We start from the raw sequence: 25343 nt of genomic DNA, 5'->3' as shown, positions 1-25343 counted from the left end.
AAATGAAAATATTGCATATTGCGAATTTTGGCTTTAATAAACAAGGCGCCCATTTTTACTGCACAGACCGTAAAATTTCTGCCGGATTAATTGAAAATGGCCATTTCGTTTATGACTTTAGTTTTCGTGACATGGCTCGAATGGGAACCATTTTTAAAACAAAAAAACTGGGTGCCAATTGGGCTAATAAAGAAGTTCTAAAGGTCGTTAATAATATTGAGCCTGATTTGGTACTTATCGGGCATAGTGACTTAATGAGTCCAGATGTTCTTAGACAGATTAAAGAAGCTTATCCAAATACTAAAATTGCATTTTGGTATGTTGACCCACTTTATCTTGAAAGCAAACTCGACTTTGTTAAAGCGTTCTCGCCGTATTTAGATGCTATTTTCTGTACAACAGGTGGCGAATATCTACAAAAATTAAAACAGCCGCATTTAAGCGTAGCCTATCTGCCAAATGTGGGTCACCGTAATGTAGAAACATTACAGCAATTTTCAAATGTGAATACGGATAAAACCTTTATTTTTTGTGGCGTAGTCTATAAAGAACCTGAGCGTGAGAAGTTCTTAAAGGATTTAGCAGATGCGTTGCAACAAGGCCATGTGAACTATCAATATTATGGTTGTTTTGAGCAACCGGGTGTTTACGGTAAAGCTTATTATAAAGTTCTATCTGAAACAAAAATGGGACTTAATTACTCACGCCGTAATGATGTAACTCTGTATAGTTCTGACCGTATTGTGCAGCTAACTGGTAATGGTTTACTCACTTTTAGCCCAAGAATTCCAGGCTTTGAGAAGCTCTATACTGAACAGGAAGTGGTTTATTTTGATGATCAGTTTGACTTGGCCAAGAAGATCCAGTTCTTTGATCAAAACCCAGATCAGGCTGAAAAAATAGCGAAAGAGGGTTGGGAGAAAACGCGTAGGTCTTTCAATGCTAAACGTATCACCCAATTTATGGTTGAAGTGACATTTAAGCAGCCCTTTTCAGAAGATTATGAATGGTCACATGAGGTTTATGCATGATGTGGTTTTTGTACGTTGCGGTAGGCCTATTAGTACTTGCTGCACTGTTATATGTGCTAGGTAATTATACTTTCTGGCTTCCATTTCGTTCGAACAAACTACCACGCATTGTGATGTTGCATCAGGTTACGCCTAAAAATGCTGCATCTGGTATGAACATGCCTCCTGAAAAGTTTGAACAACTCTTACAGTTGTTGACACGTAAGGGGACTACTTTTTGTTTTGTCTCTGAGCTTGAACAATATCGTAATCAAAAAAAAGTCGTTGCTTTAAGTTTTGACGATGGCTTTATGGATAATTATCTTTATGCCTATCCATTACTTAAAAAATATAATGCAAAGGCAACCATTTATTTGGCGACGCAAATTGAAGGAATCGAAAAGCTAACTCATGAGCAAATTCATGAAATGGCGAATTCTAGTTTGATTGAATTTGGTGCGCACACGCAACACCATGTGAACTTACTTAAGCTTGACGATCAAACCGCTTACGATGAAATGCTTCAGTCTAAACGCGACGTTGAAGCATTAGTTGGGAAGTGCCCAAGCTTTGCCTATCCATTTGGACGATTTAACGAAAAACACCAGAAAATGGCTCAAGAAATTGGTTTTAAAAATGCTGTATCGACTCGTAAAAAAATCGAAGCTTACGAAGCAGTTAATCAATTTAATATTCCACGTGTCAGCACGCATGGTGCCATGAATGCTTTACAGATGCGTATCGCCCTTGCTAAAGGACGTTATAAGTTATGAATAAAATTCCATGTAGTGTCTATATTGTTACTTTAAATTGTGGTGCTTGGTTAGAGCGAACTTTGCAAAGTGTCAGTGAGTTTGATGAAGTAATTATTTTAGACTCTGGCAGTACTGATAATACTTATGAAATTGCTCAGCACTTTGAAAATACGCAAATCTCTCATCAAGATTGGCAAGGTTATGCTGGGCAAAAAAGTTTGGCTTTAGCAAAATGCCAAAATGATTGGGTACTTAATTTAGATGGTGATGAAGTCTTATCTACCGAGTTAAAACAAGAAATTATTGAGACCATTCAGCAAAACAAACTTGATGCTTTAATCACACCGATTAATGATGTGTTTTTAGGTGTTCCCAACAGCAAACATACTAAAAAACATGCGAAGGTACGTTTCTTTCGCAAGTCTAAAGGGCATTATGACCTTGCCAATAAGGTCCATGAAAATGTGATTGTAGAAGGTGAATCTCAGCGTGCTCAACATGATATTTATCATTATGGCGAGTCGAGCATTTTCGTTAAAGTCGAAAAAAATAACCAATATTCCAACCTCAAAGCATTAGAGAAATACCAAAAAGGAAAGTCTCCAAGTGTTGCAAAATTGGTTTTGGTAATGCCTGTGACTTTCATGAAGTCTTATTTTATTCGTCGTAGTTTCTTAAATGGTTGGCGTGGTTTCGTTAATAGTATGATCAACGCATTTTATGCTTTTCTAAAAGAAGCCAAACTATTTGAACAGACCATGAATAAAGATAAAAAATAAGTAGGCAAGCTATGAAAATTGTTCAGGTATTGGCAACTAGTGGTGGAATTGGTGGTTTAGAGCAGCACACTTTTAACCTTGTTAATGAGCTCGCTTTAAATCATGAAGTACATGTGATTGCACATCCTTGCTATCTAGACAAGTTTAGCCAACAAGTACATTTTCATGCGGTTGATTTTGCACGTAGCCGTTGGAATATTTTTTTACTCTGGCAACTTAAAAATCTTATCCAGCAAATTCAGCCTGCTATTGTTCATGCACAAGCAGGAAAGGCGGCTGAACTGATTGCCCGAATTAAGCCATTTTTATCTGGCCCAAAATTTGTGACAACAGTACATGGTACTAAAAAGAATAAGTCTGCTTATTTAGCGGGTGATGCTGTTATTGCGGTGAGCCAAGCACTCACGCAAGGCATTCCAGAGTCTAAAGCACATGTGGTTTATAACGGGGTCTATCCTCAACCCGTACTTACAGTTGAAAATAAAGAAAAATTATTTCAATCGGTTCAAAAAAATTTTGCTGAGCTAGATGCAAGTAAAAAAGTTGTTATGTGTATTGGACGTCTAGAGCCAGTAAAAAATATCAGTTTACTGATTGAGTCGATGCAACAGATCGATGCCAATTTATGGATTATTGGTGATGGTTCACTTAGAGCAAGTTTAGAAAAACAAGTCAGTGAATTAAACATGCAAGATCGGGTCGCTTTTCTTGGGTTTAGAACTGATGCTCGAGATCTGGTGCAATTAGCAGATATTGTGGTTTTGTCATCAGATCGTGAAGGTTTTCCACTCGTCATGGTCGAAGCTTTACAGGCTGATAAAGCAATGGCTTCAACCAAAGTGAACGGTGTGATTGAGTGGCTGCCAGAGCAATATCTGGCAGAAATTGGAGATGCACAAGGTTTGGCAAAAGCAATTCAATATGCACTTCAACCTGATGCTCAAAATGACTTTGACCCTTTGTATGCAAAAGCCAAGGCTGAACTGACTGTACCAGCCATGGCTGAGCAGACGCTTAATATTTATAAAGGCCTGCTGAAAACTTAAGTATTCTTCGGCGTAAGGCGAATAGAATCAAGTACCACAAAGTTATCTTCGACATTAATGGTATGACAACCGTCATCAGCCTGATTCCAGTCTGGTAAAACCACTTCTAGTAATTTTTCTTCGTAAGCTGTCGGGCTAAGCTGAGTAATTGCCTTTAATTCGATATTGCCGCCATAACGTTTTAACGAATCTTGGCTTGGTCGAACCAGTTGCCCTTTATAAATAAAAGGTTTACCCGCCATACGGAACTGCTGACTGCCTCGGCACACTGGGTTCATTGGATGCTCTTGCCAGTTCGGATTCAAAATATCTTCGGTAAAGAATAGATCTAAACGATCACCAAATTTCTTACAATCACGACGCGTTGAAGTAAAAAGATACCATAAGCCTTCATGATAGAAAGGGGTGCTGTCGACTGCTTCGATATTCTCGATCAGATTAGAATGCTTTTCCCATTTCAGTGGAAATTCAGTACATTTCCAAAGTTCAATCGTCTTGTTGGCCGAAGTCTCTGGGATCATGTAGCAAGTATCTTTTACTTTGAATATACAAGGATAAGAAAGGTGATAGTCGAGCTTTAAGATTGTCTCGGGTGGTGTGTAGGTGCCATCTTTAAAAACTTCTAAAACTGAAAGAAAACCTACAGGATGTTCGTCATCAACTTCTTCAAAAAAAATGAAATGACGGCCATTTTCATAAGCATAAAAGCTATCTGCAAATGTAAACTTTTTAGGGGAGTGGATCTCAAAGAGAGAATCTAGTTGCTCAAGTGTAGTAAACGGTTGTTCTAACCAGCCAAAACGCATATACCAATGAGAGTCAAAAGATTTTGCTTTTTTTGCTTGTTGGTATTTATACCATTTTTTTTGAATCAGGCGATTTAGCATTAAATTTTACACTCGATATAACTATAATTAGATAGACTATCCCTGACTCATTTTAACATTTGAATGAAATGAAAAAATATTTAATCAGTATTGAATCTGCTAATAGTGAACGTTTAAAAAAGTTGTACTCTCAAGCAACATTTTACAAATATCGCGATGAATTTAAGCAGTTTGGGGTAATCGGTAAGAATTTAAGCGTCAGTGAATATTTTCAACAAGGTGTAGCAGGCAAGAAAAAACCGATGACGCCTGGCGAGCTTGGTTGTGCCATGTCTCATATTGCTGCACTAAAAGATTTTTTAAACTCCGATGAAGAATATGCAATTATTTTTGAAGATGATGTGATCGAACGTTTTGAAATTGATTTCCAAGACTTAAAAAAGCATATTCATTCTTTGAATCTAGGTCCGTGCTTTTTCCTAAGCTTGGGCGGTATTCAAATGAAAATATGCAATCGCGTTCGTGGAAAGTTTTTACCCGAAGAGTTGTATAACCAAAAAATTCTAAAAGTTGATTACGATTATCTCGAAAAACTAGCTTATGCGTATGCTTATGTTGTAGATCGTAAAATGGCACAAATGTTAGTTGATTATCATCAACCGATAAAAATTTATGATCACTGGCAAGACCTTGTTGGACGAGGTGATTTCAGTTTTTATGTCAGCTTTTTATTCGATCACCCGATCATCGAAAATAATGATGCGTTAAGTTATTTAGAAAAGGAAAGAAGCTTAATTACTCCTATTTCACAAGATGATAGTGATTTGTTACGTTACCTAAGAGTTAAACTAAAGAAATATATACTTAATAAATATATAATTTAGTCGTTTTTTTAAATTTTCTTACTAATTTTATGACTAAGCAAAAAAATATTATTATCGGGTCAGCAACTGGATACAGTGCTGACCTCATTTCTTCTTTTGTATATTCTTTGGAAAAGACAGACTTTGATGGCATTTTGACTTTAATTATCTATAAAGAGCAAATGCCAGAGTTTGTTAATGCATTTTCAAATATCAAAAATTTTAAAATTGAATTTAAAGTTTCAACGATTGGGAAATTTAAATCGAAGTCAAAATACTCAGGTATTTACAAGTTTAAGTTTATAAAGAATATTCTTAAGAAAATTATTGGATTAACTGTAAATGAAGCAGTTCCTGATTCAAAAATAAAAGCCCTTAAAATCACAGGCTATCCGCATGTGAGTCGCTTTTTTGAATATAAAGAAGTTGTAGAAAGTCATCCTGATGCTTCACATGTGCTGCTCAGCGATGTGCGAGATGTTTTTTTTCAGGGTAATCCTTTTAAAGATCTGGGCAAAGGGCTCTTTGTTGGTATGGAAAATCCAGATTATACGATAGGCACTGAGCAATATAATCAAAAATGGATTATCGATGCATATGGAGATGGTTTTTATAATAGTGCAAAAGATGAGCAGGTTTCGTGCTCAGGTGTCACAATTGGAGATATGAACTCGATTAAAGTCTATATCAATAAAATGATTGAAGAGTTCTGCAAACAGCCATATCAAAAAATGTCTGAAAGAATTTATGATCAAGCAATGCACAATAAATTATTAATTACCAATGATTTAGCTGATGTAACTCGCTGTCAGCCATTTGAGTCTATTATTGTAACTCTTGGATTGTATCCAATAGATCAAATTACGATTAATGATCAAGGTTTTATTATCAATCGCAACCAGAAAATCATTCCTATTGTCCATCAGCATGATAGACATCCGGAATTGATTCAGTTATGTGATAACTATATTGGGAAATAAATTTTAGGATTATCTAAACTTTATGAGGGGAAGCGGATATTAATTTTTATCCGCATTTCCTTTTAAAACCATATAAATCAGCGCAACAAAAATAAGCAATGCACCTGCTAAGCTACTTACGCAGAAATAAAGAATACGTTGACTTGTAGTGATGTTAAATAATTCATTTGCAAGGATATAGCGCATGAAAAACCATTGCGCAAGAGAGAATACGATTACGATTAAAGCATGTCGACGTACATCAGGGCGCATTGCCATAATGAATCACCAAGGGAGAAAAAGTGGTGATATTATGCCATTTGCTCACTGTCATCTCAAGAGAGCCTTAATTGGGGTGATTATATAGAAAAATTAAAATTATGAATGAATTGTGAATTTTTATTAACATTAATAAACCTTGAATTCCATTTTTTATCTGAAATTTTCTAGTAAGTTTCTGTACTTATTTGGATATGTGTTTGATGCAGCCTGTTGATTTTGTAATGATTTGGGTAGACTCAACCGATACGAAATGGCAGCAACAATATATATATTATAAATCCAAAGAAGCTCAAACAAAGGTGGTTGAACTTGTTGAGCAATGTCGCTATCGCGACTGGAATAATCTTCATTATTGGTTTAGATCTGTTGAAAAATTTTGTCCTTGGGTTAGAAAAATCCATCTGGTGACTTGTGGTCATTTCCCTGAATTTTTAGTCAAAAATCATCCTAAGTTAAATTTGGTCACACACGATCAAATTATAGATCCCCATTGTTTGCCTACGTTTAACTCACATGCTATTGAAATTAATATTCATAAAATAGATGGTTTAGCAGAGCATTTTGTCTATTTTAATGATGATACTTTTATCAATAGGCCTTTAGAGCCTGAGTTCTTTTTTAGAAATGGTTTACCTTGTGATGGTGTGCATTTACAGCCACTTATGGTCGTAGGTGAAGAGAACTTTCTAGGCGCAGTTGCCCTAACTGATGTTGCAATTATTAATAAGCATTTTGATAAGCGAAAATTATTCCATAAAAATCCCTATGCACTTTTTAATTATCGCTATTCTATGAGCAGTAATTTGGGTAATTTTTTGAGTTTATATAATCGAAAATTTTCAAGTTTTTATAGTACTCATTTGCCTCAACCTTTTTTGAAATCGATATTTGAAGAAGTTTGGAAAACTGAAGAGACTTACTTAAAAGAAGTATCAAGTCATCGATTTAGACAGCCTTTAGACGTTAATCAGTATCTTTTTAGGTTGTGGCAGTTGTGCTCATCCCGTTTTTATCCAGTCAATATATTTGAGCGTGGACAAAACTTTAACTTAAGGCTACAAAATCTTCCTGAAATTAATCAAGTTATTAAGAATGAACAACTTCCACAAATTTGTCTAAATGATAATGAACACGTGGTTGATTTTGAAAAGCTTAAAACAGAAATTATTCAAATTTTTGAGCAAAAATTTAAAACACTCTCAAGTTTTGAAAAAGAAATATCCCACTAAAATTTGAAATTTACTTAATAAAAAACCCTGCATAAGCAGGGTTTTTTTTAATTTAAGAATCTAAAAATTATTTAGATTCTTCAGCTTTTGGCTTTTCACGTAAGCGGATGCCTAAGTCACGAAGCTGATTTGCTTCAACAGGAGCAGGTGCTTGAGTAAGTGGACATTCAGCAGTCTTAGTTTTAGGGAATGCAATAACGTCACGAATAGAAGTCGCGCCAGTCATTAACATTACTAAACGGTCAAGACCAAATGCCAAACCACCGTGAGGAGGAGCACCGTAACGAAGTGCATTTAATAAGAAGCTGAATTTCTCTTCTGCTTCTTCATCAGAAATACCAAGCGCTTCGAAAATCGCTTTTTGCATTTCTAATGTATAAATACGTAGAGAACCACCACCAACTTCAGTACCGTTCAATACCATGTCGTAAGCAACAGAAAGTGCTTCACCTGGATTGCTCTTCACTTCTTCTACACTTGATTTTGGTAGAGTGAATGGATGGTGAACAGAAGTCCATTTGCCATCGTCAGTTTCTTCAAACATTGGGAAGTCAACAACCCAAAGTGGAGCCCACTCACAAGTTGCAAGATTCAAATCATGGCCAATCTTCACACGAAGCGCGCCCATTGCATCATTTACAACTTTAGCTTTATCAGCACCAAAGAATACGATATCGCCATCTTGCGCACCAACACGTGCCAACAATTCAAGTACGATCGGTTCAATGAATTTCACGATTGGAGATTGAAGACCTTCAATTCCTTTAGCGAGTTCATTAACTTTGATGTAAGCCAAACCTTTTGCACCATAGATGCCAACGAATTTAGTGTATTCATCGATTGCACTACGTGGCAATGATGCTGCACCTGGAACACGTAAAGCAACAATACGGCCTTTAGGGTCTTTTGCAGGACCCGCAAATACTTTGAACTCTACTTCTTGCATTAAGTCTGCAACGTCAACGAGTTTCAACGGAATACGCATATCAGGTTTGTCTGATGCATAGTCACGCATTGCATCTGCGTAAGTCATACGTTGGAATTTATCGAATTTAACGCCAAGAAGTTCATCGAACATCTTCACAGTCAGGACTTCCATTAAGTCCATAATGTCATCGTCACTCATGAACGAAGTTTCAACGTCGATTTGAGTAAATTCTGGTTGACGATCAGCACGTAAGTCTTCGTCGCGGAAACATTTCGCGATTTGGTAGTAACGATCAATACCACCCACCATCAACAATTGTTTGAATAATTGTGGTGATTGTGGAAGTGCATAGAAACTACCATTTTGTACACGACTTGGTACTAAGTAGTCACGCGCACCTTCAGGAGTTGCACGTGTCAAAATAGGTGTTTCAACGTCTAAGAAACCATTATCTTCGAAATAGTTACGAATAAGATTGGTCAATTTAGAACGGAAGCGTAAACGATCCAACATTTCAGGACGACGAATATCTAAGAAACGATATTTCAAACGAATTTCTTCAGAAATATTGGTATTTTCATCATTTAAAGGGAATGGAGGTGTTTCTGAAGCGGCAAGAACTTCGATGTCTTTACCTAAAACTTCAATTTGACCACTCACCATGTTGGCATTTTCAGTACCTTCATAACGGCGACGAACACGACCTGTAATTTTTAATACATATTCAGAACGTGCTTTATCTGCAGTTGCAAATGCTTCTGGAGTATCTGGGTCAATAACCACTTGAACGAGGCCATCACGGTCACGCATATCAAGGAAAATAACACCGCCATGGTCACGGCGACGATGTACCCAACCGCATAGTGTAACGGTTTGGTCGATTTGGGCTTCAGTTAAAGAGCCACAGTAATGAGTTCGCATCATAATGAAGATTATCCAAACTATATTGGCTGAAAAGACGGATGCGTAAACCGCGCACCGTCAAAAAAATAAGTTTTCGATTATGCCCTGTTGCATGGTTTGCCACAAGAAGTAGATCAAAAAACCGCAGAAATTAAGCGAAAAATGAGCAATTTGGCAGCAAGTTTTCCAAATTACCCCATTCTTTGTTGTCTATCCAAAAATAGGAAAAGTAAGCACCCTAAACTAAATGTGCTGAGCCAACCTTGCATAAACTCGTTGATAGAACGGCCAGTAAAATAATAGGTATCGGCATGCCAAACCTCATGAGGAATATAACGGGCATAATCCCAAAAAGAGAATAAGCCTAACAACGTCGATAGAATAAATAGGGTCCATGCGAAAACTTTAATTTTTTTACTTACTTTCCAGTGTTGTTTATAGCGCTGGTAATAGTGAATACACATCCAACCGAGAAAAGGTAAGGCAAGAGCAGAGGAGCCAATTTGTAAAAGACGATGCAAAGGGTAGGGATGACCAAAAAGATGAATAGTTGTCGCTAGAACATCTTTAAATACAAACGTTCGAAAGTCTGAATGTGTTAAACCATCCCAAATCAGATGAGTCGCTATACCGACAATGAGTGCAAATATAACTCCAATAAAAAATATAAAAATACGTTTTAAAGAGCTGAGGCCAAGATCATGTTGCACACCAAAAAAACGGTATACCACTGGACGATAAAGAAAATACCAAACTGCACAAAAGACGAGGCCTAATGCAAGGTTGGGATAAATCAGACCTTTCCATTGGTGCGTCAGCATGCTGGACTGAACTGTAAATAAGCGGTAAAGATCGGGTGTCATACTCCCAATGGCTAACGCGGCAATCGGTAAAGTGTTTTGGCTAAGCTTAGATAAGGGAGGAGCTATAACGGCATGAGAGATGGTAAAAGGCATTAGAAATTAAAAATTACTCACATCATTTCGTTGACCAGTCTAACTAATCGTCTAATTAAAAATGTTTTTTATTGCAAAACAAACGAAATGTTATAATATAACAAAAATAAAACATATCGTGATTCGGGACACATCCAATGCAGTTTTATAAAAATATTTTGACCTTATCCATTTTAGCTGTCATATCCGTTCCTTCGTTTGCAGCAGAAAGTGAAAATGTTGAAAAGTTAGAAACCATTCGAATTAAGGCTCATCCACTTGAGCAAACTTCACAAGATTTTGCGGTTGCAGATACAGTGGTGGATCAAAAACATTTATCGCAAGGAGCTGCCACCATTGGGGATGCGCTCAGTAGCGAAGTGGGAATTTATGCCAATCAGTTTGGGGCTGGTTCGAGTCGTCCAGTGATTCGTGGACAAGATGGACCACGCGTTAAAGTACTCCAAAATTCATCAGAAAATATTGATGTTTCGACCTTGTCTCCTGACCATGCAGTAACTGTAGATCCAGCGCTTGCAAAACAAGTCGAAGTGATTCGAGGTCCTTCAACTTTACTGTTTGGTGCTGGAACTGTGGGTGGTTTAGTCAACGTAATTGATAACAAGATCCCTACGCAAATGCCTGAAAACGGTTATGAAGGACAAGTTGGCTTACGTTATAACACTGGAAGTGATGAAAAACTGGCAAGTGCTGGAGTAACTGTTGGCTTGGGCAGCCAAGTTGCTTTACGTGTTGAGGGGTTAACACGTGATGCGAATAACTACATTGCGCCAAATTATATTCATGAAGGTGAAAAAGAGCGCCGTGTAGATAATACTTTTGCTCAGGGCGATTCAGTTAACGTAGGGTTGTCTTGGATTTATGACCGTGGTTATTCAGGTTTTTCTTATAGCAACCGTCGCGATCAATATGGCTTACCGGGGCATAGTCATGAATATGAAACCTGCCATGTAGATGATCTGAGCTTGCATTGTGGAGATCATGACCATGAAGGACATAGTGATGAAGAAGCCCATGATCATGAACATGGCGGTCCATGGATTGACTTAAAATCTGAGCATTATGACTTTAAAACTGAGTTAAATGATCCATTTGCAGGCTTCCAAAAGTTACGTGCACAAGCGAGCTATACCGACTATCAACATGACGAAATTGAAGAGGGAGCAATTGCAACCCGATTCCAAAACAAAGGCTATGACGGGCGTGTTGAGTTAGTACATAACCCAATTGCAAGTTGGGAAGGAGTGATCGGTGCACAGTTAGGTCAGCAAAAACTGAATTTAACTGGCGAAGAAGCCTTTATGGCACCGACCACTACCAAGAAGTGGAGCGTATTTGCTTTAGAACATAAACAATGGAAAGACGTACATTTTGAGCTTTCTGCACGAGCAGATCAGCAAGAAGTTGATGTAGATGATAACTCTAAACAAGATTTTGATGGCTCTGCATTTTCTTACGCAGGTGCTGCGAATTGGGAGTTTGCACCGAACTACAAACTTTCTTTTGTCGCTTCACATCAGGAACGTTTACCTTTAGCTCAAGAGTTATATGCCAATGGTGGGCATTTTGCGACAAATACTTATGAGTTAGGAAATGATCAACTCAGTAAGGAAAAATCGAATAATGTTGAGTTAGGTTTGCATTTTGATAATAACAAACTTGATTACCATCTTCATGTTTACCATAACTGGTTTGATGACTACATCTATGCGCAAACCCTTGACCGTTATAAAGACTTCCGTTTAGTTCAATACACTCAAGATAAAGCACGCTTCTATGGTGCAGAGGGTGAAATTGGTTATCAAATTACACCAATGTACAAGATCAGTGCTTTTGGTGATTATGTGCGCGGTAAAATTGATGCAGAAGGTAATGCTCCGCGTATTCCAGCAGGACGTTTAGGTACTAAAGTTGACGCAGATTTTGGTGATGGTTTTAGTGGTTCTGCCGAGTATTATCATGTCTTTAACCAAGACAAGATCGCAGCTTACGAGACCGAAACTGAAGGCTATAACATGCTCAATCTTGGGGTGGCATATTCTGGGCAATATGGTGCAAAAACAGATTATCGTGTTTATATGAAAGCGAATAACTTGTTAGATGACACGGTTTATCAACATGCATCTTTCTTATCAAATATTCCACAAGTTGGACGTAATTTTACGGTAGGTGTTGATTTTAGTTTTTAAGGCTTTAACACGAAACTAAACTTGAAAAATCAATCCAAAAGACCTAATTTGAAACCATCAAGTTAGGTCTTTTTTATGCGTATTTTTCAACGAATTCATCAAAAAATAAATTGGTCAGGGCGTCGTTATATGGCGATATTACTTTGCGTTGTTGCTATTGCATATCTTGCATCAGCAATTTACCACACAGTAAAACCATTGCCACAAGGGATTAACTTTAGTGGCAAGCTTAGACATGCCGATGTCAAATTTTTAGCAGATAAAACCTACCTTGATGCAAAAGGGCAACAACAGGTTGATCAGCACATCTTTGATGAAATCTTGAAAATGATTGATGAGGCAAAAACCACAGTTGTGGTCGACATGTTCTTGTTTAATTCAGAAGTGGGTGACTCAAAACTGAAGCAAAGGCCATTAATGCAAGAGTTAACCGATGCATTAGTCAGTAAAAAAAGACAGAATCGCCAAATCCAGATTGTATTAATTACTGACCCGATTAACTCAGTATATGGTGGTTTAAGCCCTGAACATTACCGCCAGTTACGTCAAGCGGGTGTTGATGTGATTGAAACCAATTTAGCTCCTTTACGTGCTTCTAATCCGTTCTGGTCAGGCTTATGGTATATCTGCTGTCAGAATGTTGGAAATAACCCTGAAAAAGGCTGGTTGCCAAATCCATTCGGTGAGGAAAAAATTACACTGCGCAGTTATTTGAACTTATTTAACTTTAAGGCCAATCACCGTAAAACTGTAGTCGTCGATACCGATACTGGTTGGAAGTCACTGGTGACTTCAGCAAATCCGCATGATGGTAGTTCTAGACACTCAAATGTTGCATTAGTTGTAACTGGAACGACAGCCGCAGATGTTTTACAATCTGAAGCCGCGGTTGCGCGAATGTCAGGTAGTAGTTCTCCATCGCTCATTTTAGGTGACTTTGAAAAAGACGTAACCAAACCTCAAGTTCAAGTGTTAACTGAAGGGGCGATTTATCAATCTGTATTAAAATTGATTAACTCGGCTAAGCCTAAAGAGCATCTTGATTTAAGTATGTTCTATTTATCTGAACGCAAGATTATTCAGGCTTTAAAAAAGGCTCAAGATCGTGGAGTTGTAGTTCGCGTTTTACTTGACCCCAATAAAGATGCTTTTGGCCGACAAAAAAATGGTATTCCAAATCGTCAGGTAGCTTCAGAGTTACATGCAGCGGGTATTCCAATTCGTTGGTGTGACACACATGGTGAGCAGAACCATAGCAAAATGATTTTGAAATATAATGCTCAACACGCTGAGTTAATTGTAGGATCTGCTAATTTTACGGCCCGTAATTTAAAAAATTACAACCTTGAAACGGATATGCTGGTTGTGGGTAAAGTTCAAGATCAAGTCTTTAAGGATGCACAAGATTACTTCAATACCTCTTGGTCAAACCTACAAGGTAGACAGATGAGCGTGGATTACGCGAAGTATGCAGATGAGTCTAAAGTGAAGTATTGGATTTATCGTTTTATGGAATGGTCAGGTTTGTCGACTTTCTAATTCTATTTTTTATATAAACGTTGAGGCTATGTGTTCACGACGGAGTCTTAATTAGTTTGATTCTAAACTCGGAGCTTATTCGTTACCGTGATTTTGTACAAAATTGGCAAGGTGATTGGCGACATGGATGTCGCCGTTTCACTGTGTTGCAGGGAGGCAACATCAGTGAAACAAAGGTTTTTGTCACTTTTGACCTTTCAAAAGTGAGGCATTAGCCTATACAAAAGATATTAGAACATCACTGTAAGTAAAGGCTGTTCCATAAGTCCGATTTAAGGCGCTGGCGGAATCAATTGATCTAAAGCCTTATCATCTAACTTTTCTATTTCACTCAAATCAGTCTTAATTTTCCATTGAGATTCATCATCTACCGGATTTGGTAAACGAGCCTCAAGCCAGTCACAGACTACATCTGGGTTAAATTCAGGATGGTTACACTGAATAATCCACGATAAGAAGTCTTTCGCTTCACCGTTCATATAAGGCGGTGGAGAAACAGGGAAGAATAAAGTCGGTAGACGTTCATTCGTCGAGAGATAGTTTAAAACATGTCCTAATTCTTGAACTGTTTGCCATGCTAGCGGATGTTCTACATCAATACTGAACTTAAACCACCAAGCATGTTCGCCATCTGCTCCATGAGCCATGATACGGGCTTCTTGTACGGTTGGAACTTTGCAAAAAAATTGATGAAGACGTTCAAAACTGATTTCAGACACAGCAATTGACCTAGTTTGAAAAATGGTAATGGTAGCACAGATACAGATTCTTCATATTTTCTTTATAGTCATTACAAACAATATCAATCAAAGCTGTTTTATTCATGGTTTCTCCTTGACTCTCTTTTAATCTAGCTTCAGATCAAGATAAAAGGAAATAGGTCATGAAAAAGCCAATCGTTCTTGTACTTTCAACATTAATGTTGGGTATGTCAGCTACTGCGATGGCCGATACAAGTCATCGTTGGGACAATAATCATGGTAAAAACTATGATCGATATGAGCATCGTGATGACCGACGTCATGACTACCGAAATGATCATCGTGCTCCCCAGTGGTCAAATGCCGATCGCGGTAAGCACTATGGCCGATATGTAGCATTTAAACGTGGCGATCGTGTTCCAGCAGAATACCGCAATAGTCGCTATTATGTTTCAGACTGGAGATCGCATCGTTTGTATGAGCCACCACGTGGATACCGTTGGGTTAAAACACCTAACCAATATTTACTCGTAGACTCAAAACACCAAATTTATCGTGTCCGTTAATTTTGAAATATAGAATACATAAATGGCCTCAATATTGAGGCCATTTTTTTATGCTAATTCATCATCTTGAGGCTGAGGGGGCTTTAAAGGCGTTGGTGTTTTTGCATGTTTCTCTTTCATCACTGACGGATAATTCCAAGATGCAAAACGAACAACCAAGATAGACAGAGCTAAAATAAGAATTGAGCCGGTAATAATGACTTGGTCCATATCCGCTTTATGGTCATGTTGAATATCTGAAATGAGTAGGCGGGTTAAGGCTGTAATCGCAACATAAATAAGAAAGCGTACAGGCATATGGTTGGTTTTAAAGTAAATTCCAACCATTGCCCCAAGTTCTAAATATATAAATAATAATAAAATATCATCAATTGAAGCATACTTTTTGACTGTTAAAATTTCAAAAACAGTATTGGCTGCGGACCAAGCCACCATACATCCAATAATAAACAGGGCTAAATAGTGGAAGGCTTCTACGGCGTAATGACCAAAACGGTCAAGTATTCGCTCGTATTTTTTAGGATCAGGCATAGTAATATCTTTTGTTTGTTTCTTAATGTTTAGAAATTAAACAAATTTCATGCCAATGGAAATAGTAAATACAAAATAAAAAAGCGCCTGAATATTCAGACGCTTTTTCATAAAGAACTTAATTAAGCTTGGTTCGTAAAGTAGTCTTCACTGAAGCCCATGATTAAGTCAGAACCAGCTTTAATTTTAGCAATACGTGCATCAATATCCGGCAAGATACGATCAGCAAAGTATTGAGCTAAAGCAAGTTTATTTTGATAGAAGTCACCAGACTTATCTTTCGCTGCCGCTGCAATTTTCGCAAACATATAAGCGAAGCTGAGTAAGCCAACTGCATGTAGATAATCAACAGCAGCAGCATTCGGGAAGTCTACGTTTTCAGCAGCTTGTTCAATAATAAACTGAGTGATTGCTTCGATTTCAGTTGCAGCATCTAAAGTTGCATCTTTAATGAAGTTCAAATCAGTGTCTAAGTCATTTGCAAAGTCACGAATCTCAGTGATGTATTCAGCAATGAATGCACCGCCACATTTAATGGTTTTACGACCAATTAAATCTTGAGACTGAACGCCGTTCGTTCCTTCGTAGATTTGAGCAATACGGAGATCACGAATACATTGTTCCATGCCCCATTCACGAATATAACCGTGACCACCAAATACCATCTGAGCATCTAAAGTTGCTTGGAATGCGGTATCTGTGAGGTAAGCTTTAGCAATTGGTGTTAAAAGCGCAACGCGATTATTGGCTTTTTTCACAGCTTCGGCATCAGTTGAGAATTTAGTGATATCGAGCTGTTGACCAACATAGACTGCAAAAGCACGTGATGCTTCATTGTTTGCACGTACGTTTAACAACATACGACGAACATCGCCATGGACTAAAATGCTGTCAGCAGGTTTATTTGGTGATTGAACACCAGCTGCACTACGACCTTGTAAACGGTCAGTCGCATATTGTGCTGCATTTTGATAAGCAAATTCAGATGCGCCTAAGCCTTGAATGCCCATTGATAAACGTTCGTAGTTCATCATGACAAACATGGCAGCAAGACCTTCATTTTCTTTACCAACAAGGTAACCTTTTGCCGCATCAAAGTTCATCACACAAGTTGCAGACGCTTTAATCCCCATCTTATGTTCGATAGAACCTGGGCCAACGAGGTTGCGTTCACCTAATGAACCATCTTCGTTCACCAAATACTTTGGCACGATGAACAAAGAAATACCGCGTGAACCAGCAGGGGCATCTGGAGTTTTAGCAAGTACCAAGTGAATGATATTTTCTGCTAAATCGTTGTCACCGCCAGTGATAAAGATTTTAGTACCTGTGATGTTATAAGTACCATCTTCATTAGGTTCTGCTTTGGTTTTAATAATACCTAAGTCAGTACCTGCATGTGGCTCGGTTAAGCACATTGTGCCCGACCATTCACCTGAATAAATCTTTGGTAAGTAAGTTTCTTTTTGTTCTTGAGATGCATAGCTGTTTAAAGCCATGCCTGCACCCACAGAAAGAAGAGGGTAGAGCATAAATGATGGGTTAGTTGCAAATAACATTTCATCCGAAAGAACGGTGAGCATTTTTGGCATGCCTTGACCGCCCCATTCTTCATCGGCACCTAAGCCAATCCAACCACCTTCTGCATATTGACGGAATGCATCTTTAAAACCAGCTGGTGTGAACACCTCACCGTTTTCATAGCGAGCGCCTTCTTCATCACCGGTACGGTTTAATGGATGAGTCACGTTCTGAGCAAATTTAGCCATTTCTTCTAAAATTGCTTCAGCTGTTGCAGCATCTACATGAGCGAGTTTCTCATTAGACTGCCAAAATTGTTCTGCTTTAAATACATCATTTAAGATGAATTTCATATCAGCTAAAGGAGCATTGTAAATTGGCATAATCGTTCACCTTTTTTGTGCACATTGGCCTGTGCTAGATATCCTGTAAAACGAAATGGATATGGAATTTAAAGTGTAAATTTATCATTGATTTTATAAAAAAAGGACCGTCAAAACTGAGCAGTCCTTTTTTGTTTTTTAACATTGCATATCGCAACTAACTATGGTTAGAAAGCGAAATGTTCAGCGTCTAATGACATCAATGGATCTAGACCACCTGCAATCACATCAACATGTGAGCGAACACGTGGCAAGATTTTCTTGAAGTAGAAGCGAGCAGTTGTAATTTTCGCGTTATAGAAATCAACATCGGTCGTACCTTCTGCTAATTTCTCTTGTGCAACAAGTGCCATACGAGCCCATAGATACGCTAAAGTGATATAACCTGAGAAGTAGAGGTAATCTACAGCAGCAGCACCTACTTCATCTGGGTTTTGCATTGCGCGCATACCAATCTGCATAGTGAGATCGCCCCATTCTTTGTTAAGAGCTGCAAGCGGCTCAACAAATTCTTTCATGGCAGCGTTGTCTTTATTCGCTTCAACAAATTTGTGAACAATTTTGGTAAAGTCTTTTAGCATTGCGCCTTGAGTTTGCAATACTTTACGGCCTAACAAATCAAGTGCTTGAATTTCGGTTGTACCTTCATACAAACATGAAATACGTGTATCACGTACGATTTGTTCCATGCCATGCTCAGAAATAAAGCCATGACCACCGAAGACTTGAACACCGTGCTTAGCAGACTCAGAACCTGTTTCAGTTAAGAATGCTTTTGCAATTGGAGTCAATAAAGACAAGATGTTGTCAGCAAACTTACGCTCTTCTTCTGTTTCGCCTTTTTCAACGATGTCAGCATATTGAGCAAGTAAGTAAACAAGTGCACGACCGCCTTCAGCAAATGCTTTTTGAGTTAAAAGCATGTTACGAACAGCAGGGTGAACGATAATTGGGTCTGCATCTTTTTCTGGAGCTTTAGGACCAGAAAGAGACCGCATTGCTAAACGTTCTTTTGCGTAAGTTAACGCACCTTGGAAAGATGATTCAGATGCTGCTAAACCTTGAACCGCAGTACCAATACGTGCTGTGTTCATGAAGGTAAACATACAGTTCAAACCACGGTTTTCAGGTCCGATCAAGTAACCCTTAGCTTGGTCAAAGTTAATGACACAAGTCGCGTTACCATGAATACCCATTTTGTGCTCGATAGAACCACAACGAACTGCATTACGCTCGCCCACAGTACCATCTGCATTTACATGGAATTTAGGAACGATAAATAATGAGATACCTTTGGTACCTTTCGGCGCACCTGGTAAACGAGCAAGAACGATATGGATGATGTTTTCAGCCATGTCATGTTCACCAGCAGAGATAAAGATTTTCTCGCCAGAAATTGCATAGCTACCGTCAGCATTTGGTTCTGCTTTAGAACGGATAATACCTAAGTCAGAACCTGCATGAGATTCAGTTAAGCACATCGTACCTGTCCAAACACCTGAAACAAGGTTTGGTAAATAAGTATTTTTTTGTTCATCAGAACCATGATGTTCTAATGTACGTACAGCTCCGTGAGACAAGCCAGGGTACATACCCCAAGACCAGTTTGCTGTACCAACCATTTCAGAAATTGCAATACCTAAAGAGTTAGGTAAAGCCTGACCACCGTATTGTTCTTCTGCTGATAAAGACGGAAAGCCAAGTTCAATATATTTTTGATAAGCTTCTTTAAAGCCTGTTGGAGTGGTAACTACGCCATCATTCCAAGTACAACCTTCACGGTCGCCAACTTGGTTTAAAGGAGAAAGTTCATTTTCACAAAAATCTGCCGCAGCTTCTAAATATTGATCAACCAATTCACGGCTTACGTTACCTTGGAAATCAGGTAATTTTGCATAGTGTTCTTCAGCATTTAATAATTCATGCAAAACGAATTGCATATCACGTAAGGGCGCTTTGTATTGTGGCATATCGGGTTCCTCAATACTGGTGAAACCAGAGTTATAATCTTAATCTATGAGAATGTGCCATGAGGCACCTTGGACTATTACATCGTGCAACAACTTGCATAACTGCACAAGCACCTCAGGACCTTTACTTTGTGACTGCAAAGTCAAGAAAAAAATACTTAAACTAGCTAAGTGCTTTGAGTGTAAACACTTTTGGTTATGTTTATATGATACAAATAGTCAAAATCGTAAACAGTTATGTATAAACAAAAGGCGCCTATAGGCGCCTTTTGTTTTATGATTTTTAGAATTATTTTGCTTGAGCTGATGCAGGAGCAGGGGCGTTAACTGGTGGTTGAGGGCGCTTTGGTTCAAAACGCAGGTTACAAGTACCTTCAAGTGTCTTATCTCCAACTTGAACATTTACTGCTTGTCCATTGGCCTTACCATCACATGCTTTTTGGATTTGTTCAAAGCGAGCTTGACGTTCGGCACGGTGCTGTTCCCATGCTGCTTTTTGTTCTGGTGTGAACTCACGGTGCTTCATACGGTGGTGGCCTTCACGTGGACCATCTTGCATCATTCCACGCTCAGGTTTAGGTGGTTGAGTCGTCGATTGACACGCCGCTAAACTTCCCATTGTTACAATTGCCGCACTGAATAATGCTATTTTTGCCGTCATTTTCATATTTAAAGCCTTTTAATGTTGTGTTTGCTGATGGCTTAAAGATTAGATAATAAAGATGTAGAAACAATGGAGAGTTTTTCTTTTCGTTGTTGGTTACAATGCGAAATATAGGGTAAAAATGAGAGAGTGCTTTTGAACGTTCTACGTGTTCCCATTGCATTACGGTTGTTTTTGACAGTCTTGCTCACCACATTGCTTATTGCGACTGCAAGCTTGAGCGTTTTGCACTGGACAATGCAAAAGAACTTTGCCAAATACGTGGCTGACGTTGAAATGCAGAAGCTCGACCGACTCATTACCAATCTGGGTGATGTCTATACGGTGTACCATGATTGGGGGAATGCGATTCAGGCACAGATTTTACAAATCGAAGGAACCGCGGCTCCTGATGACTACGATCGTCTCTCGCAGTGGTGGCTTCGTCGCCAATACGATATTGCCATACAACAGCATTCTTTCGATGAACATGCCCTTATTAATATTTCACCGCAAGTTGCACCGACAAATAAAAATACTATTTTTAGTGATGAAGAATTAAGAACGCTTGAGCAAAATTTACCTTCTCAATATCAACCCTTTGAAGGGTTAAGATTTCCCTTAAGTGCAAACCAATTTCGCCCAAGTGATGATAAAAATAAATCAAAGAAAGGGAGCTTAAAAGATATTGAAACTCAAAATGGTAAGAAGCGTTTTATTGCTTTGCCTGACCGTTTGGGGTTGAGTTCCCGTTTATCTTTATATGATGCACGGCACCAGTTTGTTGTAGGTGAACCGCCTTCTTCAGATCAGATGTCATTTCGCCCGATTATCTTAAACAATCAAGTTGTAGGATATTTAGGTTTAAAACCTGTTTTAGATAAAGAAGATGCTTTGAGTATTAATTTCTTTAGTAATCAAAAGCGCTATCTACTCTTAATTTATGCTTTAACCTTACTTTCAAGTTTAGTTGCAGCGCTTTTGATGGCGACTTATTTTAAAAAGCCGATTCAGCGTTTATTAAATGCAACCAATGAATTAACGAAAGGAAACTATCAGCATCAAGTTGTTATTAAACGAAATGATGAGTTGGGCGATTTATCAACCCAATTGAACCATTTAGCAGAAATTTTACATCAGCATGAAGAGTCGCGACGTCAATGGGTGGCAGATACTTCTCATGAGTTAAAAACGCCGCTGGCTGTATTACAAGCACAAATTGAAGCGATGCAAGACGGGATTCGAAAAGCAACGCCTGAGCATTTAGATGCGATGATGCGTCAGGTTTCAAGCTTGAAAAAATTGACCCAAGATCTTGCAGACTTGGCACAGGCAGATGCCCAGCAGCTTAAGTGTTATTTAAGTTCTGTTAATCCATGGGAAGTGATATTACAGGAAGTAGAAAACTTTAAACCTAAACTTGAGCAGGCTGGTCTCGAAATTCAGGTTGAAGGAACAAGTTCTCCGCTATTATTAGACCGTGATCGTTTTAAACAGATTATTGTTAATTTAATTAGTAATAGTATTCGTTACACAGAAACAGGTGGCAAAATCCATATTCATACAGCTCAAACTCCGCAGGAGTGGACTTTGTATGTCGATGACAGCCCATTTGGTTTAAACGATGAGCAGTTATCTCGTTTAGGTGAACGTTTCTATCGCGTAGATGATTCGCGTACGCGTAGTACAGGTGGAACAGGGCTAGGCTTGGCTTTGTCTTGTAAAATTGCGCAGGCGCTTGGTGGTACACTCAGTTTTGAACATTCACCGTTAGGTGGTTTACGTTGTGTGCTCACTTTTAAAAAGCAGAGTTAAATATAAAAGGAAAAATATCTCATGAAACATGTGATGTTGGTTGAAGATGAAGTCGAATTAGCGCATTTAGTGCGTGATTATCTTGAAGCTGCCGGTTTTGAAGTAAGTATGTTTCATGATGGTCAAGATGCCTATGCGAGTTTCCAACAACGTAAACCTAATTTAATGGTTCTGGACTTAATGGTTCCACGAATGGATGGTTTGACCATTTGCCGTAAAGTTCGTGAACAATCAGATTTGCCGATTATTATGGTGACGGCTCGTACTGAGGAAATTGACCGTGTATTAGGTCTGAATATGGGCGCTGATGATTACGTATGTAAACCATTTAGCCCAAAAGAGTTAGTTGCTCGCGTACAAGCTGTTCTGCGCCGTTTAGAGCGTAAAGCAGAACCTGAACAAAATGATTCTTTCCGAATTGATAAAGCTCAGCAAAGAATTTGGTATCAACAAAAATCATTGAGCTTAACGCCGACCGAATTTCGCTTACTTGAGCTATTTTTAGAGCATGTTGGACAAGTATATTCACGTGCACAATTATTGGATCATATTAATCCAGATAGTTTTGACGTTGCCGATCGTGTAATTGACAGTCATATCAAAAATTTGCGCCGAAAAATTAGTGAAGCGGCTGAAACTGGTAACCGTCATGAATGGATTCAAGCTGTTTATGGTGTAGGTTACCGCTTCGAATATCCTGAAGAATAAGTACTAGCGAAAGTTATTCTGTGGATAACCACAATGTTATCCACAGAAAATGTGGATAGTTTTAAAGATTTTATGGATAAATAATAATCTTCGTATGATTTGGTACGAATTGCCAAATCTCATCTATATCTGCATTTCTAACCGCAATACATCCTAATGTCCAATCCTTATGGGGCATATAAGTCGAGCTAAAAGGCATAGATAAAAAGGATTTTGGAACTGATCCATGAATCATGATATCTCCACCTGTTGGTTGATTATGTTGCTTGGCATAAGCAATATCTTTCGTATCGGGATAGGAAATATGCAATGATTTATAGAAAGCACTTTGTGGATTGCGCCAATCTATAGAATAAACACCCTCAGGTGTTTTTCCATCATTTTCAAAGTGTTTATGTCCTTTAGGATTAAAGCCAAGACGAATAGGATAACGACGAATCACATCCTGATTACTCTTGAGCAGAAGTACGCGTTGATTTTTAAACACTTCAATTGAGGTGACGGGCTTTGTTTTGATGAGTTCTAAGACCTCTTCGTTTGAAAGTGCTTGATGACTTGGCGTAAAAGTTGGTAAATATTTTTCATATTTATAAAAAGCGATGCCGAGTGGAACTATAAGAAGTGTACAAATAATGATAGGTCTAATTTTCATATATTATTCTTTGATGTTTAAGAAACTTTCTTAAGCCACTACCAAAGCGGCTTAAGAGAGATTTAGTCTTTAAAGTATTAAGAAGAACAGCTGACTGCTACGTCTGGTACGTCACTTGGTAACGGACCTAAGTCTTGTGGCTGTTCGAGCTCTGGTTGTCTTGTATATGGCTGATCAAGCAGCTTAAACAAACGGTCTACTTCGCTAAAATCATCTCTTTCCGCTGCTTCAATAGCACGCTGAGCCATGTGATTACGTAATATATAAATTGGATTTGCTTTTTGCATGTTTGCATCAAGTTCAGCAGTATCTTGATGTTCACGAATACTTTGATATTGACTAAGAAACTCATCAAACTGTCGAATATCAAGGCAATCATCTCGTAGAGTCTTATATTCTTTATTTTGAAGTCGGATAAAGCTCTGAGTGTAATCGAGTTGTTCAGTTTGTAAGATTTTTAAAAAACTAAAACTACAATCAAGACTGTCTTTATGAAAATGGGGAAGTCCCATTTTTTGACATAAACCAGTTGTGTAATGTTCAATAAAAGTCGGTTCAAATTGTTCTAAGCAACGCGCTAACTCTTCTTTGAACTGATCCTTTTGTTCAGGTTCAGCAAGTGGAATTAAGTTGTTTAACCATGTCCATAAATTCCAATGGCCTATGCTTGGCTGATTTTGATAAGTATAACGTCCTTGATAATCTGAGTGGTTATTAATCCAGTTCGGGCGGAAGCGTTCCATAAAACCATATGGACCAAAATCTAAAGTTGAACCTGTAATATTTAAGTTATCGGTATTCATCACGCCATGAGCAAACCCAACCAATTGCCATTTCGCAATCATGATTGCAGTACGCTCAATTACCTTCTTGGCAAAAGACAAAATAGGATTCTCAGTTTCTAGACACTCAGGATAATGCCATTCAATACATTTTTGAGTGAATTCTGGCAGCAACTCTGGAGCGTATTGATTGATCCATTCAAAATGTCCTAAACGGATATGACATTCAGATGTTCTGAGTAGCATTGCGCCTAACTCTAGTTTTTCGCGCTGTACCCCTTGAGTAGAGGTCGTAAAACCTACCGCGTGACTAGAAGCGACGCCTAAAGCATTTAATGCATGCCCAGCTAAATATTCCCGGACAACGGAACGCAGCACTGCACGTCCATCTCCCATTCTTGAATAAGGGGTAGGGCCTGCACCTTTTAGATGCAGATCTATGGTTTGACCCTTTGTATTGAGTATTTGCGCAATCAGTAAGCCACGACCATCACCGAGTTGTCCTGCCCATTGTCCAAATTGGTGGCCAGCATAGACCATGGCCAGAGAAGGGAATTCAGAGAAAGTACGCTGTCCGCTACAGATTTCAACCCATGCATTTTTTTCGTCTTCTGACCATTGCAGTTCATCTGCCAAAGCGGCATTGAAATGGCCTGCTTTTGCACCACGCAAAGGAGATGGTTGCTGAACATGAAATAATTTAGAAGGAAGTGAAGGGTAGAGCGGATTAAATTGCATGGGCTTGGCAAAATAGAGAAAGCGGATTTCACTATACCATAGTTAAAAAGCAGGCATAAAAATAGCTC

At 38.5% G+C, this 25343-nt stretch carries 23 protein-coding genes; 12 read left to right on the top strand and 11 right to left on the bottom strand.

Annotated elements, in window-relative coordinates; genetic code table 11:
* Positions 1-2 precede the first annotated feature (2 nt).
* From ACS604_RS13690 to ACS604_RS13675, 4 genes are read left to right on the top strand one after another with little or no spacing between them, the layout of a single operon-like run.
* A complete protein-coding gene (locus ACS604_RS13690) occupies positions 3-1031 on the top strand; it encodes a glycosyltransferase family protein (protein ID WP_013196842.1) in 1029 nt (342 codons plus the stop codon).
* Positions 1028-1783: a polysaccharide deacetylase family protein gene (locus ACS604_RS13685; RefSeq protein ID WP_474771982.1), complete on the top strand. Its 756-nt coding sequence runs from the start codon at positions 1028-1030 to the stop codon at positions 1781-1783. Before ACS604_RS13690 ends, ACS604_RS13685 begins: the two co-directional genes overlap by 4 nt.
* The gene (locus ACS604_RS13680; protein WP_474771981.1) at positions 1780-2544 is read left to right on the top strand and encodes a glycosyltransferase family 2 protein; all 765 of its coding nucleotides are present in this window, start codon (positions 1780-1782) and stop codon (positions 2542-2544) included. The genes ACS604_RS13685 and ACS604_RS13680 overlap by 4 nt, the downstream gene beginning before the upstream one ends.
* 11 nt (positions 2545-2555) lie before the next feature.
* The gene (locus ACS604_RS13675) at positions 2556-3590 is read left to right on the top strand and encodes a glycosyltransferase (protein WP_474771979.1); all 1035 of its coding nucleotides are present in this window, start codon (positions 2556-2558) and stop codon (positions 3588-3590) included.
* Here the strand turns inward: ACS604_RS13675 and ghy are convergent.
* Positions 3587-4477 (bottom strand): glycosyl hydrolase Ghy, encoded by an 891-nt coding sequence (ghy, locus tag ACS604_RS13670; RefSeq protein WP_474771978.1) that lies wholly within the window; start codon positions 4475-4477, stop codon positions 3587-3589. The genes ACS604_RS13675 and ghy overlap by 4 nt on opposite strands.
* 68 nt (positions 4478-4545) lie before the next feature.
* Between ghy and ACS604_RS13665 the strand changes: the two genes are divergently transcribed.
* Positions 4546-5301 (top strand): glycosyltransferase family 25 protein, encoded by a 756-nt coding sequence (locus ACS604_RS13665; RefSeq protein WP_474771977.1) that lies wholly within the window; start codon positions 4546-4548, stop codon positions 5299-5301.
* A gap of 29 nt (positions 5302-5330) precedes the next feature.
* Positions 5331-6260 carry a lipooligosaccharide outer core biosynthesis glycosyltransferase GtrOC6 gene (locus ACS604_RS13660; protein WP_474771976.1) on the top strand — a complete coding sequence of 310 codons (930 nt, stop codon included), beginning with the start codon at positions 5331-5333 and terminating at the stop codon, positions 6258-6260.
* A gap of 39 nt (positions 6261-6299) precedes the next feature.
* Here ACS604_RS13660 and ACS604_RS13655 read toward each other — a convergent pair whose 3' ends face one another.
* A complete protein-coding gene (locus tag ACS604_RS13655; RefSeq protein ID WP_174732785.1) occupies positions 6300-6518 on the bottom strand; it encodes a hypothetical protein in 219 nt (72 codons plus the stop codon).
* Between the two features lie 203 nt (positions 6519-6721).
* On the opposite strand from ACS604_RS13655, the gene ACS604_RS13650 reads away from it, so the two are divergent.
* A complete protein-coding gene (locus ACS604_RS13650) occupies positions 6722-7750 on the top strand; it encodes a stealth conserved region 3 domain-containing protein (protein ID WP_474771975.1) in 1029 nt (342 codons plus the stop codon).
* A gap of 67 nt (positions 7751-7817) precedes the next feature.
* Here ACS604_RS13650 and aspS read toward each other — a convergent pair whose 3' ends face one another.
* Positions 7818-9602: an aspartate--tRNA ligase gene (gene aspS / locus ACS604_RS13645; protein ID WP_004789117.1), complete on the bottom strand. Its 1785-nt coding sequence runs from the start codon at positions 9600-9602 to the stop codon at positions 7818-7820.
* Between the two features lie 170 nt (positions 9603-9772).
* The gene (locus ACS604_RS13640; protein WP_474771974.1) at positions 9773-10537 is read right to left on the bottom strand and encodes a DUF4184 family protein; all 765 of its coding nucleotides are present in this window, start codon (positions 10535-10537) and stop codon (positions 9773-9775) included.
* A gap of 137 nt (positions 10538-10674) precedes the next feature.
* Here ACS604_RS13640 and znuD point away from each other — a divergent pair, with 137 nt between their 5' ends.
* Both znuD and ACS604_RS13630 read left to right on the top strand, forming a co-directional pair.
* On the top strand, positions 10675-12726 hold the full coding sequence (znuD, locus tag ACS604_RS13635) for a zinc piracy TonB-dependent receptor ZnuD (RefSeq protein ID WP_474771973.1): 2052 nt from the start codon (positions 10675-10677) through the stop codon (positions 12724-12726).
* 75 nt (positions 12727-12801) lie between these two features.
* On the top strand, positions 12802-14265 hold the full coding sequence (locus ACS604_RS13630) for a phospholipase D family protein (RefSeq protein ID WP_474771972.1): 1464 nt from the start codon (positions 12802-12804) through the stop codon (positions 14263-14265).
* Positions 14266-14537: 272 nt separating this feature from the next.
* On the opposite strand, the gene ACS604_RS13625 is transcribed toward ACS604_RS13630, so the two are convergent.
* A complete protein-coding gene (locus ACS604_RS13625) occupies positions 14538-14984 on the bottom strand; it encodes a hypothetical protein (protein ID WP_033850684.1) in 447 nt (148 codons plus the stop codon).
* Positions 14985-15148: 164 nt separating this feature from the next.
* On the opposite strand from ACS604_RS13625, the gene ACS604_RS13620 reads away from it, so the two are divergent.
* Positions 15149-15532: an RcnB family protein gene (locus ACS604_RS13620; protein ID WP_004789127.1), complete on the top strand. Its 384-nt coding sequence runs from the start codon at positions 15149-15151 to the stop codon at positions 15530-15532.
* Positions 15533-15580: 48 nt separating this feature from the next.
* Here the strand turns inward: ACS604_RS13620 and ACS604_RS13615 are convergent, their stop codons facing one another.
* The 4 genes from ACS604_RS13615 to ACS604_RS13600 all read right to left on the bottom strand — a co-directional run bounded on the left by ACS604_RS13615 (position 15581) and on the right by ACS604_RS13600 (position 20604).
* Entirely contained in the window at positions 15581-16063 is a 483-nt protein-coding gene (locus ACS604_RS13615; protein ID WP_004789131.1) for a phosphate-starvation-inducible protein PsiE, read from the bottom strand.
* A 122-nt stretch (positions 16064-16185) separates the two neighbouring features.
* Positions 16186-17967: an acyl-CoA dehydrogenase C-terminal domain-containing protein gene (locus ACS604_RS13610; RefSeq protein WP_004789132.1), complete on the bottom strand. Its 1782-nt coding sequence runs from the start codon at positions 17965-17967 to the stop codon at positions 16186-16188.
* 167 nt (positions 17968-18134) lie between these two features.
* Complete coding sequence (locus ACS604_RS13605) at positions 18135-19937, bottom strand: acyl-CoA dehydrogenase C-terminal domain-containing protein (protein WP_474771971.1); 1803 nt, start codon at positions 19935-19937, stop codon at positions 18135-18137.
* A 289-nt stretch (positions 19938-20226) separates the two neighbouring features.
* A complete protein-coding gene (locus ACS604_RS13600; protein ID WP_005309618.1) occupies positions 20227-20604 on the bottom strand; it encodes a hypothetical protein in 378 nt (125 codons plus the stop codon).
* 132 nt (positions 20605-20736) lie between these two features.
* Here ACS604_RS13600 and baeS point away from each other — a divergent pair, with 132 nt between their 5' ends.
* Entirely contained in the window at positions 20737-22395 is a 1659-nt protein-coding gene (gene baeS / locus ACS604_RS13595; RefSeq protein WP_474771970.1) for a sensor histidine kinase efflux regulator BaeS, read from the top strand.
* A gap of 21 nt (positions 22396-22416) precedes the next feature.
* Positions 22417-23103, top strand: a complete 687-nt coding sequence (locus ACS604_RS13590) for a response regulator (protein WP_003655179.1) — start codon at positions 22417-22419, stop codon at positions 23101-23103.
* Positions 23104-23173: 70 nt separating this feature from the next.
* On the opposite strand, the gene ACS604_RS13585 is transcribed toward ACS604_RS13590, so the two are convergent.
* Both ACS604_RS13585 and ACS604_RS13580 read right to left on the bottom strand, forming a co-directional pair.
* A complete protein-coding gene (locus ACS604_RS13585; RefSeq protein ID WP_474771969.1) occupies positions 23174-23755 on the bottom strand; it encodes a L,D-transpeptidase family protein in 582 nt (193 codons plus the stop codon).
* 77 nt (positions 23756-23832) lie between these two features.
* Positions 23833-25275, bottom strand: a complete 1443-nt coding sequence (locus ACS604_RS13580) for a protein adenylyltransferase SelO (RefSeq protein WP_474771968.1) — start codon at positions 25273-25275, stop codon at positions 23833-23835.
* Positions 25276-25343: the final 68 nt, after the last annotated feature.

Source organism: Acinetobacter sp. Li1LvA2 (genome assembly GCF_056156705.1).
The sequence above is the reverse complement of the archived record's forward strand: the minus strand, read 5'-3'. Positions and strand labels throughout refer to the sequence as shown.